Source organism: Flavobacterium sp. YO12 (genome assembly GCF_004119495.1).
Lineage (GTDB): Bacteria > Bacteroidota > Bacteroidia > Flavobacteriales > Flavobacteriaceae > Flavobacterium.
On sequence record NZ_NRQU01000018.1, the window covers coordinates 46693 to 62836 of the forward strand.

Below are 16144 nucleotides of genomic sequence, written 5' to 3' on the forward strand. Positions count from 1 at the left end.
CGCGAATTCCACAAATTAAACACGAATTTTTATTTAATTTTAAAATCTAAATTTAGACATTTACTAAATTCGAGAAATTAGTACAATTTGTAGCTGAAAAAACAACACTTCATTCTAATAGTTCTAAATTCTTTCGAAAACTGCTGATATGAATTTTCCAAAACAAAAAATATACAAAGCCCTAAAAATACTAGCCGTTATATTGGTTTTGCTTTGCATCGGATTGTACTTTTTTCGCAACTCGCTTCTAAAACAAGCTGTCGCAAAAGTCACTCACAAAATGGCTGTTGATTACAACAGTGATTTTTCTATAAAAGAAGCTTCCTTCAGCGGATTGTCCAGCATAAAACTTACAGATGTTGTTTTGGTTCCAAAAAACGCAGACACACTTTTAAAAATCAAAAACATTGAAACCAGTGTCAGCTTAAGCAACTTATTAATCGGCGATGTTCAAGTTGGTACTTTAAAAGTTAACAACGGCTACATTCAATTGGTTAAAAAGGGAAAAATTCGAAATTTTGATGCTTTCCTAAAAAGAAACCGTGATGATTCTGAGAAAAACGAAAAACGCAAATACGGTGCTTTTGCTTATCGCATTATTTCTAAACTATTAAATCTGGTTCCGACAGATATGAATTTGGAAAACTTCCAATTCAAAATCGATGATAATGGCAAAAAAACAGCTGTTGCAATCAATAAACTGGTTTTAAACAACAAACAGCTCGAAACTAATATTCATGTTCAAAGCAAAGATTTTGATCAGCGCTGGAACTTAAAAGGTTTTGCTGACCCAAGAAATCAAAAAGCCGACATTCGTTTCTTTAATTTAGATACTGGAGCCATTCGCGTTCCTTATCTTGATGAACGCTACAATTTAAAAGCAAGCTTTGATTCTATTCGCTTGAATGTTCAAAACATTGACAAAAGCGGCAGCGAATTGCACATTGACGGTTTCACCTCGATTGTTAATCTGAAAATTAATCATCCAAAAATTGCCAGTAAAGATGTTGTCATAAAAAATGCTCGTTTTGATTACCGCTTTTTACTGGGTGATGATTTTATATCAATTGACAGTACTTCAGCAATGCAATTGAATAAGATTAAAGTAAAACCATACGTCTCTTACAGCACAGAAAAAGATACTGTTTATACTTTGAAGGTGAATATTCCGAAAATGAAAGCGCAAGATTTCATTGTTTCGCTACCTGATGGTTTATTTACGCATTTTCAAGGTATGCAGGCAACGGGAAATTTTGATTATAAACTCGATTTCAAATTCAATAAAAACAAACCGAATACACTTGTTTTTGACAGTAAACTAAACAAAGAAGATTTACATATTACTAAGTACGGTGAAGCCGATTTGAATAAACTAAACGGTGAATTTGTGTATCGTGCCATTATTCAAAATGTACTGCAGCGTCCCGTTTTAGTTGGAAATGCAAATCCAAATTATACGCCATTAGATCAAATTTCGCCATATTTACGAAAATGTGTTTTAACAACTGAAGATCCTTCTTTCTTCTCGCATCGTGGTTTTATAAATGAAGCTTTCAAACAGTCTATTCTTAAAAACATTAGAACTAAGAAGTTCTCACGCGGTGCCAGCACGATAAGCATGCAGCTGATTAAAAATGTATTCTTAACGAGAGAAAAAACGCTTTCGCGAAAGCTTGAAGAAATCCTTTTGGTTTATATTTTAGAAAATAACCGAATTGTAAGCAAGGAAAGAATGCTGGAGGTTTATTTCAATATTATTGAATGGGGACCAAATGTATACGGAATTGGCGAAGCAAGTCATTTTTATTTCCAAAAAAGCCCATCCGCTTTAAGCGTAGACGAATGTTTATATTTAGCAACGATTATTCCGAAACCAAGAAAATTCATGTATCAATTTAATGATGAAGGTAATTTGAAAGATTTCGCCATCAAAAACCAGAAATTCTTAAAGAATCTAATGTTTCGCCGAGGTTTATTGATTCCAGAAGATACAATTGGACAATTACCCGTTTACATTTCTGGAAATGCACGCTCATTAATACGAATCAAAGCTCCAGATTCTACTGCAGTTCCTGCGGACTCTTTATCTATCAGCGACGAATTTGATTTGTAATTATGAAACCCACTTATTTATTTAAAAGAGTATTCGCCTTTGGAATTGACTTTATCATTTTAGCTCTTACAGTTAAAATACTATTTCCATATATCTCCTATAAAAATAGCAGTGGTGAGAGCTTCATTAAAACGGAAATTGGTCTTTTAATTTATTATCTCTTTTTTATTCTGCAGGATGTTTTTATGAATAAAACTATTGGAAAGCACATCTTCAAGCTGCAAATGACATTTGATCATCCTATGAAAATAAAAGGATACAAAAAATATTTTAGAATAATTATTAGACGAATTTTTGATCTGCTTGAATTAGTTTGTCCTTTCCTTTATTTAATCACAATTGCTTTGACAAAGAAGAATCAAAAATTGGGTGATTTAATCGCAAAAATAGTGGTAACACAAAAACCGAATAATTAAGACAGCTGCTTTTGACGGCACAAAAAAAGCCACAAATTATCACGGATTAGTCTGTGTTACTTTGTGGCTTTTGTGTTTATTACAAAATTGAAATTAAGGCGCTGGATCAGGAATTATGGCCTGAACTTGATTAATTTCGGCAATAATATCTTTTGAAAGCACGACATCAATTGTGGCAATATTTTCTTTTAATTGTTCTAAAGTTGTTGCACCAATAATTGCACTTGTTAAAAACGGCTGCTGCAATACAAATCCCATTGCCAATTCTGTCAAAGTTAAACCGTGTTTTTCAGCAATTTCTAAATACAACTTTGTTGCTTTTGTGCATTGTTCACTATTGTAACGCGTGTATTGAGGAAAAAGTTTTATTCTAGAATTGGGATGTGCTTCTCCTGTCAAAAATTTACCCGTTAAAACCCCAAATGCTAAAGGCGAATAAGCCAGCAACCCAACATTTTCATGCATTGAAACTTCGGCTGAATTCACTTCAAAAAGACGGTTTAATAATGAATACGGATTTTGAACGGTTTTAATTCTAGGCAGATTATGATATTTACTTTCTTCTAAAAGACGCATCATTCCCCAAGAATTCTCATTTGAAACACCAATATGTTTAATTTTTCCTTCTTTAATTAATCCGTCAAACGTTTCTAAAATTTCTCTAAAGTTGTCTTCCCATGCATCTTCAAAACCTGTAAATGCACGGTGCCCAAAATTATTAGTTTTTCTTTCCGGCCAATGCATTTGATACAAATCAATATAATCTGTCTGCAAACGCTTTAAACTGTTTTCTAAAGCATATTTAATACTTGCAGGCGAAAAATCTAATTTCTCACGCATATAACCAAAATTCGGATTTGGCCCTGCTATTTTAGAAGCTAAAACGACTTTATCACGGTTTCCTGATTTTTTAAACCAAGTTCCAATAATTTTTTCAGTACTTCCGTAAGTCGCTTCACTTGCCGGCACCGAATACATCTCTGCAGTATCAAAAAAGTTCACGCCTTGTTCCAGTGCATAATCCATTTGAGCATGACCTTCTGCCTCTGTATTCTGTTGACCAAAAGTCATGGTTCCAAGATTGATTTTACTAACTTTTATATTGGTATTGGGTAATGTAGTGTATTTCATTTTTTTCTAAGGTACTAAGGTTCTGAGAAACTAAGATTCTAAGGTTTCTTTTTTGAATAATAAGCTTCAAAGATACGATGCTATTCTTCAAATGAAAATCTCAGAATAGTTAAAAAAACTACAAGTTTTTCTTAGAGGCTAAGGTTCTGAGGAACTAAGGAACTAAGCTGAATTTAGAGCAATAAAAAAGGCTCAAAGCATAAACTTTGAACCTTTTAAAAATCTCAGCATCTTAGTTCCTCAGAACCTCAGCACCTTAATTAATACTATTAAGCATCTCCGCAATCTCGTCTAATCTTGGAGTTAAAATAATTTCGATTCTGCGGTTTTTAGCTTTTCCTTCTGGAGTCGCATTACTTGCTAAAGGAGAGAATTCACTTCTTCCAGCCGCAGTTAATTTTTGTTTGTTGATTTTAGCATTTTCACTTAAAATAGCCACAATTGCAGTCGCTCTTTTAGTAGATAAATCCCAGTTGTTTGCAATTGGCCCAGAACCAGCATATGGATCATCATCTGTATGTCCTTCAATAAGAACCGAAAGATCAGGATTGTCGCCTAGAACTTTTCCTAATTCTACAACAGCCTTTCTTCCCTCTGTTCCAACAGCCCAGCTTCCAGAATTGAAAAGCAGTTTATTTTCCATAGAAACATAAACTTTTCCGTTCTTTTGTTCCACCGTCAAACCTTTACCTTCAAAACCATTTAAAGCTTTCGATAAAGTTTCTTTCAGCTTGCGCATTGATTCCTCTTTTGCAGCAATCATATCTTCAAGCTCTTTTAATCGACTTGCCGTTTTATCAAGACTTGCTTGTTCTTCAGCCAATTTCTTTGATTTTGCTTCCAACTGCGCTAACAATTCGCGGTTTTTATTCATGTTTTTCTCCAATGCGTCATTGCTGTTTTTTTCAAGAGCATTGTACGAATCTTGTAAAACCTTATATTTATTTTGCGCAGCGGCTAAATCAGCTTTTTGTTTCGCCAATTCATCTTTCGTGCTATTTAAATCTTTGGTTAAATTATCGCGTTCTAATTCCAGCTGATTCTTTGATTTTTGCAAATCGGCATTTTGATCCGCAATAGAACGATTTTCTTTTTTAAGATCTGAATACTTTGTTTCCAAATCATTATAAATCTTTTTAGACACACAAGAAGTCATAGACAAAGCCAAAACCACTAATCCTATCGAAGCTTTTTTAATCATTTTATTTTCTGTTTTTTTTATTTGAAACGTATTATTAATTCCTGATTTAAACGATAATTCGAATAAAATCTAAATGAACATTTTCTTTAAAATCAAAGTAAAATTCAATTTATCAGAATTTCCGAATCCCATTTCTCTCAACAAGAACAATACCAAATTTTACTCAATCTCAACTAAAACCGGACAATGATCTGAATGCATCGCATCCGGAAGAATCACAGCACGTTTTAAACGATGTTCCATCTGAGCACTTACCAAATTGTAATCGATGCGCCAGCCTTTGTTATTTCCTCTCGCTCCTGCACGATAGCTCCACCACGAATAATGATGCGGATCTTTATTAAAATGACGGAAACTGTCAATAAAACCAGATTTCATAAAAGCATCAAGCCACGCACGTTCAGCAGGCAAAAATCCTGAAACTGTTTTATTACGTACTGGATCATGAATATCTATTGCTTCGTGGCAAATGTTATAATCACCGCAAATAATTAGATTCGGAATAGCTAACTTCAATTCATTAATATACGTTTGAAAATCATCCATAAACATAAATTTATGATCTAATCTTTCAATATTAGTTCCAGACGGAAGGTATAAACTCATTACCGAAACATCATCAAAATCAGCGCGAAGATTACGTCCTTCAAAATCCATATGATGAATTCCTGTACCGTAGACTACATTATTGGGTTTTGTTTTGGATAAAATTGCAACACCGCTGTAACCTTTTTTTGTTGCTGGATAATAATATTGATAAGGATAGCCCGCGGCCGTAATATCGTCAACCGGAATTTGATCCTGCGTAGCTTTGATTTCCTGAAGGCAGATTACATCAGGATTTGCCTGTTGCAGCCATTCGATAAAACCTTTGTTAATTGCAGCACGAATTCCGTTTACATTATAAGAAATAATTTTCATCAGATTGTATTTTTAAGGATTTCAAATGTAATAAAAAAGTGGAAAGTTTGCGTTTGAATAAACGAAAAGTAGAGTTTTTTGTTATCTTTGTTGGCTGCTCTAATAATTTAAAAATAGTACATGGGTTTAGTTACCGCGAAAGAAGTTGCAAAAGCAATAAATGTTGATAAGTACGGAGTGTTTGGTACTTTTTCAGGCTGGATTCTTATGAAGGTCCTTAAGATCTCTACCCTAAATAAAATTTACGATCACAATAAACACTTAGAGGATGTTGCGTTTTTAAACGGGATTTTGGATGAAATGGAAATCAAATTTGAAATTCCTGAAGAAGATCTAAAACGTTTACCTAAAGATGGCGCTTATATTACCATTTCAAATCATCCGCTTGGAGGAATTGATGGTATTTTGCTTTTGAAATTAATGCTCGAAAGAGAACCAAATTTCAAGATTATCGCTAATTTTTTATTGCACCGAATTGTTCCTCTTAAAAAATACATCATGCCCGTAAATCCTTTTGAAAATCATAAGGATGTTAAATCGAGTGTGGTCGGAATTAAAGAAACTTTACGCCACTTAAGCGACGGAAAACCTTTAGGAATATTCCCTGCTGGTGAAGTTTCGACTTATAAAGATGGAAAATTAGTAGTTGACAAACCTTGGGAAGAAGGCGCTTTAAAATTAATTAGAAAAGCCAAAGTTCCAGTTGTACCCATTTATTTTCATGCTAAAAACAGTAAATTATTCTACTGGCTTTCTAAAATTGATGATACTTTGCGTACGGCAAAATTACCTTCGGAATTACTGACACAGAAAGATCGTGTGATTAAAGTTCGTATTGGAAAACCAATTTCAGTAAACGAGCAAAACGAAATCGAATCGTTTGAAGAATATTCTGAATTCTTGAGAAAGAAAACTTATATGTTGGCTAATCCGTTTGAAAAAGATACCAAATTGATTGACACTGCTAGTTTAAAAATAGCAAAAGCACCTAAAAAAATTGTTACGCCGGCGAACGAATCAAAAATGATTGACGAGGTTAATGCGCTAAGAAATAGTGATTGCCGCTTGCTGCAGAGCAAAAATTACGAAGTGTTTTTTGCACGTGCAAAATCGATTCCTAATATTCTGCATGAAATAGGTCGTCTGCGTGAAATCACCTTTAGAGAAGTAGGTGAAGGAACCAACGAATCTATTGACTTAGACGAATACGACAAATATTATCACCATATGTTTTTATGGGATGATGAAACCAAAAAAATAGCAGGTGCTTACCGCATGGGATTAGGTTCTGAGATTTATCCAAAATATGGTATCGAAGGTTTCTACTTGACAGATCTTTTTAGATTTGAACCAGAACTTCACGATATGATGCACAAATCTATTGAAATGGGACGTGCTTTTATCATTCGTGAATATCAGCAAAAACCGATGCCTTTGTTCTTGTTATGGAAAGGAATTATACACACTACTCTTCGCCATCCTGAACACAAATATTTATTAGGCGGCGTAAGTATCAGTAATCAATTTTCTGATTTCTCTAAATCGTTGATGATCGAGTTCATGAAATCAAATTATTACGATCCTTATATTGCGCAATACATTCATCCGAAGAAAGCTTATAAAGTAAAATTAAAAGATGCTGACAAAGACTTTATCTTCGACGAAGCGGAATCTGATTTAAATAAATTTGACAAAATCATTGATGAATTAGAACCAGGAAATTTACGTTTACCTGTTTTAATTAAAAAGTACATCAAGCAAAATGCGCGTGTTGTTGCTTTCAACGTAGATCCTTTGTTTAATAACGCTGTTGACGGCTTAATGTACATTAGAATCGCTGATATTCCAGAAAGCACTATGAAGCCCGTTATTGAAGAATTTCAAATAGAATTAGAGCGTAAATTATCTGAAAAAGAAGATTAACTGCAATCTTTCAAAATAAAAAAATCCCATTTGTAATAACAAATGGGATTTTTCAGTTTCAACGCTTATTTAAAAACAAATTAGACTTTATTCTTTTCCAATTTCATCTAATTCTTCTAATCCATTTTTAGGATCTGCACCATATTGATTTGGTCCTTTTTCACCTTCAGTAGCAAGTAATACAATATTATAAAGTGGAATAAGAATATACCATCCGCTTTTACCGATATCGTGCATTCTTCTAATTGCGACAGCGATTCCAGGAATTAAGACCGCTAAACTATAAATAGTGCTTACGATTGTTAATTTAGGAGAAATAAAGCCTAAACCAAACAACAAACCATAACCTATAATAACATTCAACAAAGTGAACAACCAATATTCTCTTCTTCTAGCTCTTCCGTTAAAGTTTGCGTAGTTTTCCAAAACTACTTTTTTGTACATTTCTAACATAATAAAATCTTTAAAATTGCCCTACTCTTTATGGATTTTCAGTTACTCCATTACTTTTTAACAAAGTTCAAGATTACTTACTTTTACAATTATTTAAAGAAACTAACCGACATTATAGTATCAAAAAAAGACATTTTTTTTAAGAACGAACTGCTTACAAACAAAAATCCCATTCATTACTGAATGGGATTTTTTATATTTTTAGAACCAAGTTTTCTGACCAACCTGATAAGTCTGATAAAACTCTTCATCGCTCTTCGTTAAATAAATAATGCCTTCTATAAGACCAATTATGGCACCTATACCGCATAATAATCCTAAAATAAGCTGAATAATACCCTCTTTAGTATAACCTAAATAAAATTTATGCACTCCTAATCCTCCAAGCAAAATCGCAAAAATTCCTGCTACAACTTTTTTATTCTCTGGTTTAGCATTTCCAAACTCCGATTGTGTGTTTTCCATAATTTATATTTTTAAGTTCAATAGTTAATTAAATAATATGGGGTAATCAAAAAAAAATCCCATTTGCTAATTGCAAATGGGAATACATATTTTTAGAACCAGCCTTTTTTTCCAACTTGATACGTTTGATAAAAGTCTTCTTCACTTTTAGTAAGGTAAATTATTCCTTCTATAAATCCTATTAAACTACCTAGTCCACATAAAAGATTAAGAAGTATTTGAATTATTCCTTCTTTCGTGTAACCCAAATAGAATTTATGAATTCCTAAAGCTCCAACTAAAATTCCTAAAATTCCGGCAGCAACTTTTTTATTTTCTTGTCTTGGAGCTGACGGAGTATTCCAAGCTTCTGGTTTTGTATTTTCCATGTTTATATTATTGTATTTTAGATTATTTATATTTCAGCACGTCCTATTTCGTTTATTTCTTCAAAATCGTCCTTAGGATCAGGTCCGTACGCATTTACACCGCTATTACCTTCTGTACACAAGACAATAAGTAACCAGATAACTCCCGCTAACGGAATAAGTACAACCAGAAAAAACCAACCGCTTTTACCCACGTCGTGTAAACGTCTTACCATTACTCCTAAACCAGGTAAAAAAACCAATAAGCTATAAATCGACGATAATATTCCTGAATCTGCAAGACCAAAAGTCAAACCAGCAATATTATCCAAAGTTGAAAGTATTATAGAAACAATTATAGAAGCTAGTGTATAATACCAATACTCACTTCTTCTTGCACGACCTGAAAAATTCGCATAGTTCTCAAAAACTACTTTCTTGTACCACTCAATCATAAATAATAAATTAGTTTGTTAATATTTATCGCATTTGAAGACTTTGATTATTTCTTCCTTTAATTTTTGTTAAAATCGCAACAATATTATCAAAAATTAATTTTATAAACTAATTATGACGTGAGTTTTTTCACAAGAAAAAACTCGTTATAAAATGTTAACTATTACAGTTGTCTTTGTTTACTTTTTATAAATGGCTTTTATCTTATCTACAATAACCTGCGCAAGGCGCTCATGGCTTTCAAAAGTCCATCCGGCAATATGCGGTGTTAAGATTACTTTTCTTCCATCTAAAAGATATTGGAAGGCTTCTGGTGTATTTTTGTCTTGAAAAAGCGTTTCAAAAGACAGTTTTTCATACTCTAAAACATCCAAACCTGCACCCAATACTTTTCCTAACTTCATTGTTGCGACCAAATCTGCCGTTACAATATTTTTACCTCGTGAAGTATTAATGATCCATATTGGCTTTTTAAACTCATTAATAAATGCCGCATCAACCATTTTATCCGTTTCAGGAGTCCACGGAATATGCAAACTCAATACATCGGTTTTTTCATGAAGTTCTTTTAACGATACTTGTCTGGCATTTTCATCACCTACATTATCTTGAATGTCATAACATAAAACTTCAACATCAAATCCTCTCAGTTTTTTGGCAAAAGCTTTACCCATATTTCCATATCCAATAATCCCAACGGTTTTACCATCAAGTTCATGACCACGATTACTTTCTCTATTCCATTGACCTGAACGAATTTCATAATCAGCAATATTCAATTTATTAAAAAGAGAAAGAATCATTCCTAAAGTATGTTCTGCCACGGCATTGCAATTTCCTTCAGGAGCAGCAATTAATTCAATATCTTTATCCAAGGCGTAATCACAATCAATACTTTCTAAACCTGCGCCAACTCTTGCGATAAACTGCAAATTGACCGCTTTATCAAGAAACGTTTTGTCGATTTTGAATCGGCTGCGAATTACGATTCCATTATAATCTTGAATCTTCGCCTCAATTTCTTCTTTAGAAGAAGTAAAATCGGCATAATTTTCAAAACCAGCCTCTTCCAACTGTTTCCATAAAATTGGATGGTTACTGTCAATATGTAGAATTTTTACACTCATTTTTATTTAATTTATTAAAACAAAAATACGGTTAATTCTCTTAGTTTTTTATTGATTTATTAATCTCATAAACACTGCCCGTTTTCACTAAACCTGCACATCCTATTCAATAATTTAAAGAAATCCCTTTCAAGCCAACTAACGGCTTCCGCATTCCTTAACTTTAACATCACAAAAATTAAATCACTAATAAGAGTTAATCAATTAATTTTCATAATTTTATAGATACCTGTTACTTTAAAAACAAATCATAAACCTGCCTCATTTTTTCTTAACCTAAAAAAATAATTGACCAATCGTTTAAACAAACTGATATTAAATTCTAATTAAGCAATTTACATTTTAACCACTTAAACAATAAAACAATTATGGCAACACAAGATTTAACCATTATTTTGGTTCACGGAGCATGGGGAGATGGATCACATTGGCAATATGTAATTCCTGAACTGGCAAAAAAAGGATACAAAGTGCGCAGTGTTCAAAATCCTTTAACTTCTTTACAAGACGATATAAATAAAACAAAAGATTTAATTGATGCTCAAGAAGGCAAAGTACTTCTGGTTGGTCATTCATACGGGGGAGCTGTAATTTCTGGAGCGGGAAACCACGACAAAGTTGCGGGTTTAGTTTATATTGCTGCATTTGCACCAGATGCAGGAGACAGTTTAGGAGCGCTTTTAGGACGCAGAGCCGGCTCAGGAGGCGCCAGTATCTATCCTGATCCTAAAGGATTTTTGTGGATCAAGTATGATGAATTTCACAAATCGTTTGGACAGGATTTAGACGAAGAAAGAGCTTTAGTTATGGCACTCGCTCAAAAACCAATACATGGTCAATGTTTTGGAGATCAAGCAGGCGAACCTGCTTGGAAAACGAAACCTAGCTGGTATCAAATTTCTAATCACGATAATATGATTCCGCCAGAAACTCAAAAAGAAATGGCAGAACAATTAAATCCTAAAAAAATTATTCATTTAGACGCTGGTCACGCATCTCTGGCATCAAAACCTAAAGAGGTAAGTGCTTTAATTCTAGAAGCCGCAGCAGCTCTCTAAAAAAACTTAAAACCGCCAATTTAGGCGGTTTTTTTATGGCTTTGGAAAAGAAATACCTCATTACAAAACATCAGAATTTTTTATTGGTTATATTTTTTTAACTTTGAAAAACAAGAGTTAAAGAAAATTCTTTCTTTCTAAATTATTATACCTTTCAAATGAAACTAACCAAAACTTTTAAAGCCTTTTTTGAAAACGAAAAATCAGGCGGGCTGCTTCTATTATTTGTTACGATTGTTTCGTTGTATCTTGCTAATTCTTCTTATTCTGCTGAATATATATCGTTTTGGGAAAAAGATTTCAATGGTCATTCTATCACGCATTGGATTAATGACGGTTTAATGACTATTTTCTTTTTATTAATTGGTTTAGAATTAGAGAGAGAAATTTATCATGGTGAATTGTCCAGCATAAAAAATGCTTCACTGCCTATAATGGCCGCTTTTGGAGGAATGCTGGTTCCTGCCGCTATATTTCTAGCGTTAAACTTTGGAACAGCAACTCAAAACGGCGCAGGAATTCCGATGGCAACTGACATTGCTTTTGCAATTGGTATTCTTTCCCTCTTAGGAAGCAAAGTTCCGTCGTCGTTAAAAGTTTTTTTAACAGCTCTTGCTGTTATTGATGACTTGGGCGCTATAATTGTAATTGCAGTATTTTACACCACTTCGATTGCTTTTGTAAATCTTGCTATTGCTTTAGGAATATGGGTTTTCTTGTTTGTTTTGAATCGAATGAAAATTCACAATCTAATTCCATATCTAATTGGTGGAGTTGTTATGTGGTATTTTATGCTTAATTCAGGTGTTCATGCAACTATTACGGGTGTTATTCTCGCTTTTGTAATTCCGTTTGGCAATGGAGATGAGCAATCTTCTTCTTATAAGCTGCAGCATTTTTTACATAAACCTGTTGCCTTTGTAATTTTACCTCTTTTTGCTGTTGCAAACACTTGTATCGCGATTGAATCTGACTGGCATGAAGGATTAAATCACCCAAATACTTTTGGAATTATTCTCGGATTGGTCGTTGGAAAACCTTTAGGAATTTTACTATTTTCGTCAATTGGTGTTAGTGCCGGATTATGCGCTTTACCTAAAAACTTAAAATGGGCGCATATTTTAGGAGCAGGAATGCTTGGAGGTATTGGTTTTACAATGTCTATTTTTATCACAATTCTTGCTTTTACAGATCCTGAAACTATTGTATTTTCTAAAATAGCGATTTTAATTGCTTCTGTTCTATCTGGTCTATTTGGTTTTGTTTACCTCAAATATGTTTTAGGAAAGAAAAAAGTCTAAAAAATAAAAAATCCTAATTCCCCACTTATCAAGTTTGGAATTAGGATTTTTAAATATTGATTTTATTTATTCTCAGCCTTTAATTTGTTTCAAAGAAGTCTTAATTCCTTTTATCAATGACGAACTGAAACCATTGTGTTCCATTTCATTTAAACCAACAATTGTACAGCCTTGAGGCGTTGTTACACGGTCGATTAATTGTTCTGGATGTACTTTTTCTTCTAATAACATTTTTGCTGCTCCTTTTACGGTTTGTGCCGCAATTGCTAAAGCTGTGTTTGAATCGAATCCAATCTCAATTCCTGCCTGCATAGAGGCACGAATGTAACGCAAAGCATACGCAGTACCGCACGCACCTAAAACAGTCGCTGCATCCATTAATTTTTCATCAATTACTGGAGCTGTTCCTAAATCTTGAAATAGATCAACAATTGGCAGCGCTTTTTCACGGTCTTTTTCTGGAAAAGAAATACAAGTTGCCGATTCTCCAAACTGCGCCGCAATATTTGGCATAATGCGCACAACTGGATATTCGTTATTTGTTTTTGATTGAAGAATATCCAAAGACAATCCGCTTACTGCCGAAGCAATTGTTTTATTTTGAATAACTGGCAGAATTTCAGCTAAAACGGTATCAACTTGATACGGTTTTATCGTTAAAATCACTACATCAGCTTCCTGAATATTATGTTTATTGTCATTAGAAACTGTAATTCCATATTCAGATAAATATTGAATACTTGCAGTGTTTCTTCTCGTTACGGTAACTTGATTGTTTTTTGAAAATTTTGCAATTCCTAAGGCAATAGAAACGCCTAGGTTTCCTCCCCCTATAATGTGTACTTTCATCCTGCTTGGTTTTAATTTATTGTTGGCTGATTAACAGCCTGTTTTTCGGCATGTAAATTACGTAGATTTTACCCATTTTAAATCACTGTAACGTATCAATTTGTGGCAAAAATCTAAAGTCGAGAATCCTTTAGCGGCTGTAAAAACCCTAATTCAATGCAGTAAACAAACTTATTTTATTTTATAACAACTTCCCTTTTAGGAGTAAGGACGCAATTGTAAAGTAAATCACTAATCCGGTTACATCAACCAAAGTAGCTACAAAAGGTGCTGATGAAGTTGCGGGATCCAGTTTAAGTTTTTTCAATAGAAAGGGTATCATTGATCCTGAAAGTGTTCCCCACAAAACAATAAATACTAATGAAAGTGAAACTGTCATTCCTATCGCCAACCAATGCTCGCCATATTCATACAATCCGCTTTGCTGCCAAACTAAAATTCTAATAAAACCAACAATACCTAAAATCGCACCAAGCAAAAATCCAGATGCAATTTCTTTTTTCATTACATACCACCAGTCTTTTAAAGTAAGTTCTTTTAAGGCCATGGCACGAATAATCAATGTTGCAGCTTGCGAACCAGAATTTCCTCCACTCGAAATAATAAGCGGTACAAATAAAGCTAGAACAACGGCTTTTTCGATTTCTCCTTCAAAAAATCCCATTGCCGAAGCGGTAAACATTTCACCAATAAACAGAACAACTAACCAAGTTGCTCTCTTTTTTACCATTTCACCAAGTCGGGTTTGAACGTAAGGAAGTTCTAACGCTTCAAGTCCTCCAAACTTTTGAATATCTTCGGTATCTCTTTTTTCAATTTCATCTTTGATTACGTCGATAATATCATCAATTGTAATGCGACCTACTAAACGTCCTAATTCATCTACAACAGGAATTGCTTCTAGATCGTATTTATCCATCATTCGAGCAACCTCAACATCTGGTGTTTCAACATTTACATAGTATAATTTTCTAATGTAAATATCTGAAATTTGTGTTTTTGTAGAAGTAGTCAGCAAATCTTTAAGTGATAATCTGCCTTTAAGACGATTTTCATCATCGACTACATAAATAGAATGTACTCTTGAAACATTTTCGGCTTGAATACGCATTTCCTTCACACAAGTAAGAACGTTCCAGTTTTCATTCACTTTCACTAACTCTTTATGCATGATACCTCCGGCAGTATCCTCATCGTAACGAAGTAAGTCTACAATGCTTTTTGCGTGCTCAACATCCTGAAGTTCCGAAATTACTTCAGCTTTTCTGTCTTTCGAAAGTTCACCAATAATATCTGCCGCATCATTTGTTTCAAGCTCATCAAGCTCTTCAGCAATTTCCTTTGGCGAAAGTCGGTTTAAGATTTTCTCACGCAAATCATCCTCTAATTCTAAAAGAATTTCGGCTGTTTTTTCACTGTCTAAAACCTTAAAAATATAAGTAGCATCTGCAATGTCAATTTCGTCAAGTATTTCGGCGAAATCAGCATGGTGCATGTCATTCAATAAAATTTCTAGCTCTTTATTGTTCTTAGCTTGAATAAGCTGTGCTATTTCCTTAATGAGCTCTTTACTGATTTTAAACTCCATCGGCTTCTATTTTTTGAGTCAAAACAATAAATTCCTCGACACTAAGCTGTTCCGGACGTTTATCAAAGATAGTGTCTTCTCGCAGATTATCAGATAAATTTAATGTTTTCAAACTGTTACGTAATGTTTTTCGTCTTTGTTGAAAAGCCGTTTTTACTACTGTAAAAAATAACTTTTCACCACAAGGAAGGCTATAATCTTCCTTTCGGGTCATTTTCATCACACCCGACTTGACCTTGGGCGGAGGAATAAAAACATTTTCATCTACCGTAAACAGATACTCAGTATCATAGAAAGCCTGTGCTAAAACAGATAAGATTCCATAGGCTTTGGAGCCCTTTTTCTCGCAGATTCGTTCTGCAACTTCTTTTTGAAACATTCCCGAAAACTCAGGAATCTGATCTCTAAACTCTAATGTTCTAAAAACAATTTGAGTAGAGATATTGTAAGGGAAATTTCCAATTATTGCAAATTGTTTATCTCCGTATACTTCATGTATATTGTATTTCAGAAAATCTTTAGAGATAATCTGATCTTTTAGTTTTGGATAGTTCTCACCTAAATACGCCACAGATTCGGTATCAATTTCGATCACGTGAGTATTAATTGGTTTCTCGAGCAAATACTTAGTAAGCACACCCATCCCAGGTCCTATTTCTAAAACCTCTTCATATCCTTTTAAGCTCAAAGTATCGGCAATTGCTTTTGCGATGCTTTCGTCTTTAAGGAAATGCTGTCCTAAGTGTTTTTTGGCTTTTACTTTTTCCATTTTCTATCTTGTTTTGCCGCGAGGGC

General features: G+C 33.7%; 16 protein-coding genes. 5 read left to right on the forward strand and 11 right to left on the reverse strand.

Annotated features, from left to right (window positions below; genetic code table 11):
- Positions 1-148 precede the first annotated feature (148 nt).
- Entirely contained in the window at positions 149-2113 is a 1965-nt protein-coding gene (locus tag BOW55_RS08130) for a transglycosylase domain-containing protein (RefSeq protein ID WP_129023713.1), read from the forward strand.
- A gap of 2 nt (positions 2114-2115) precedes the next feature.
- A complete protein-coding gene (locus tag BOW55_RS08135; protein ID WP_129023714.1) occupies positions 2116-2529 on the forward strand; it encodes an RDD family protein in 414 nt (137 codons plus the stop codon).
- A gap of 93 nt (positions 2530-2622) precedes the next feature.
- Here BOW55_RS08135 and BOW55_RS08140 read toward each other — a convergent pair whose 3' ends face one another.
- The 3 genes from BOW55_RS08140 to BOW55_RS08150 all read right to left on the reverse strand — a co-directional run bounded on the left by BOW55_RS08140 (position 2623) and on the right by BOW55_RS08150 (position 5782).
- A complete protein-coding gene (locus BOW55_RS08140) occupies positions 2623-3660 on the reverse strand; it encodes an aldo/keto reductase (RefSeq protein WP_129023715.1) in 1038 nt (345 codons plus the stop codon).
- Positions 3661-3916: 256 nt separating this feature from the next.
- Positions 3917-4861, reverse strand: coding sequence for an OmpA family protein (locus BOW55_RS08145; RefSeq protein WP_089053376.1), 945 nt, complete (start codon positions 4859-4861; stop codon positions 3917-3919).
- A gap of 159 nt (positions 4862-5020) precedes the next feature.
- Positions 5021-5782, reverse strand: coding sequence for an exodeoxyribonuclease III (locus BOW55_RS08150; RefSeq protein ID WP_129023716.1), 762 nt, complete (start codon positions 5780-5782; stop codon positions 5021-5023).
- A gap of 120 nt (positions 5783-5902) precedes the next feature.
- Here BOW55_RS08150 and BOW55_RS08155 point away from each other — a divergent pair, with 120 nt between their 5' ends.
- Complete coding sequence (locus tag BOW55_RS08155) at positions 5903-7705, forward strand: lysophospholipid acyltransferase family protein (protein WP_129023717.1); 1803 nt, start codon at positions 5903-5905, stop codon at positions 7703-7705.
- 87 nt (positions 7706-7792) lie between these two features.
- On the opposite strand, the gene BOW55_RS08160 is transcribed toward BOW55_RS08155, so the two are convergent.
- From BOW55_RS08160 to BOW55_RS08180, 5 genes are all read right to left on the reverse strand, one after another.
- On the reverse strand, positions 7793-8158 hold the full coding sequence (locus BOW55_RS08160; RefSeq protein WP_129023718.1) for a DUF805 domain-containing protein: 366 nt from the start codon (positions 8156-8158) through the stop codon (positions 7793-7795).
- Between the two features lie 201 nt (positions 8159-8359).
- Positions 8360-8623, reverse strand: a complete 264-nt coding sequence (locus tag BOW55_RS08165) for a TM2 domain-containing protein (RefSeq protein ID WP_129023719.1) — start codon at positions 8621-8623, stop codon at positions 8360-8362.
- A 92-nt stretch (positions 8624-8715) separates the two neighbouring features.
- Positions 8716-8991, reverse strand: coding sequence for a TM2 domain-containing protein (locus BOW55_RS08170; RefSeq protein ID WP_129023720.1), 276 nt, complete (start codon positions 8989-8991; stop codon positions 8716-8718).
- Positions 8992-9017: 26 nt separating this feature from the next.
- Entirely contained in the window at positions 9018-9425 is a 408-nt protein-coding gene (locus tag BOW55_RS08175) for a DUF805 domain-containing protein (protein ID WP_129023721.1), read from the reverse strand.
- 180 nt (positions 9426-9605) lie between these two features.
- Complete coding sequence (locus BOW55_RS08180) at positions 9606-10553, reverse strand: 2-hydroxyacid dehydrogenase (protein WP_089053383.1); 948 nt, start codon at positions 10551-10553, stop codon at positions 9606-9608.
- Positions 10554-10921: 368 nt separating this feature from the next.
- On the opposite strand from BOW55_RS08180, the gene BOW55_RS08185 reads away from it, so the two are divergent.
- Together BOW55_RS08185 and nhaA are read left to right on the forward strand one after the other, a co-directional pair.
- Entirely contained in the window at positions 10922-11611 is a 690-nt protein-coding gene (locus BOW55_RS08185; protein WP_129023722.1) for an alpha/beta hydrolase, read from the forward strand.
- 158 nt (positions 11612-11769) lie between these two features.
- A complete protein-coding gene (nhaA, locus tag BOW55_RS08190; protein WP_129023723.1) occupies positions 11770-12912 on the forward strand; it encodes a Na+/H+ antiporter NhaA in 1143 nt (380 codons plus the stop codon).
- 72 nt (positions 12913-12984) lie between these two features.
- Here the strand turns inward: nhaA and proC are convergent, their stop codons facing one another.
- From proC to rsmA, 3 genes are all read right to left on the reverse strand, one after another.
- Positions 12985-13761, reverse strand: a complete 777-nt coding sequence (proC, locus tag BOW55_RS08195; RefSeq protein ID WP_129023724.1) for a pyrroline-5-carboxylate reductase — start codon at positions 13759-13761, stop codon at positions 12985-12987.
- A 181-nt stretch (positions 13762-13942) separates the two neighbouring features.
- Positions 13943-15349 (reverse strand): magnesium transporter, encoded by a 1407-nt coding sequence (gene mgtE, locus BOW55_RS08200; RefSeq protein WP_129023725.1) that lies wholly within the window; start codon positions 15347-15349, stop codon positions 13943-13945.
- On the reverse strand, positions 15339-16118 hold the full coding sequence (rsmA, locus tag BOW55_RS08205) for a 16S rRNA (adenine(1518)-N(6)/adenine(1519)-N(6))-dimethyltransferase RsmA (protein ID WP_089053388.1): 780 nt from the start codon (positions 16116-16118) through the stop codon (positions 15339-15341). Before rsmA ends, mgtE begins: the two co-directional genes overlap by 11 nt.
- Positions 16119-16144 lie beyond the last annotated feature (26 nt).

Coding starts and splice junctions, on each gene's coding strand:
- BOW55_RS08130 (WP_129023713.1), top strand. CDS start 149: ATGAATTTTCCAAAACAAAAAATATACAAAGCCCTAAAAATACTAGCC.
- BOW55_RS08135 (WP_129023714.1), top strand. CDS start 2,116: ATGAAACCCACTTATTTATTTAAAAGAGTATTCGCCTTTGGAATTGAC.
- BOW55_RS08140 (WP_129023715.1), bottom strand. CDS start 3,660: ATGAAATACACTACATTACCCAATACCAATATAAAAGTTAGTAAAATC.
- BOW55_RS08145 (WP_089053376.1), bottom strand. CDS start 4,861: ATGATTAAAAAAGCTTCGATAGGATTAGTGGTTTTGGCTTTGTCTATG.
- BOW55_RS08150 (WP_129023716.1), bottom strand. CDS start 5,782: ATGAAAATTATTTCTTATAATGTAAACGGAATTCGTGCTGCAATTAAC.
- BOW55_RS08155 (WP_129023717.1), top strand. CDS start 5,903: ATGGGTTTAGTTACCGCGAAAGAAGTTGCAAAAGCAATAAATGTTGAT.
- BOW55_RS08160 (WP_129023718.1), bottom strand. CDS start 8,158: ATGTTAGAAATGTACAAAAAAGTAGTTTTGGAAAACTACGCAAACTTT.
- BOW55_RS08165 (WP_129023719.1), bottom strand. CDS start 8,623: ATGGAAAACACACAATCGGAGTTTGGAAATGCTAAACCAGAGAATAAA.
- BOW55_RS08170 (WP_129023720.1), bottom strand. CDS start 8,991: ATGGAAAATACAAAACCAGAAGCTTGGAATACTCCGTCAGCTCCAAGA.
- BOW55_RS08175 (WP_129023721.1), bottom strand. CDS start 9,425: ATGATTGAGTGGTACAAGAAAGTAGTTTTTGAGAACTATGCGAATTTT.
- BOW55_RS08180 (WP_089053383.1), bottom strand. CDS start 10,553: ATGAGTGTAAAAATTCTACATATTGACAGTAACCATCCAATTTTATGG.
- BOW55_RS08185 (WP_129023722.1), top strand. CDS start 10,922: ATGGCAACACAAGATTTAACCATTATTTTGGTTCACGGAGCATGGGGA.
- nhaA (WP_129023723.1), top strand. CDS start 11,770: ATGAAACTAACCAAAACTTTTAAAGCCTTTTTTGAAAACGAAAAATCA.
- proC (WP_129023724.1), bottom strand. CDS start 13,761: ATGAAAGTACACATTATAGGGGGAGGAAACCTAGGCGTTTCTATTGCC.
- mgtE (WP_129023725.1), bottom strand. CDS start 15,349: ATGGAGTTTAAAATCAGTAAAGAGCTCATTAAGGAAATAGCACAGCTT.
- rsmA (WP_089053388.1), bottom strand. CDS start 16,118: ATGGAAAAAGTAAAAGCCAAAAAACACTTAGGACAGCATTTCCTTAAA.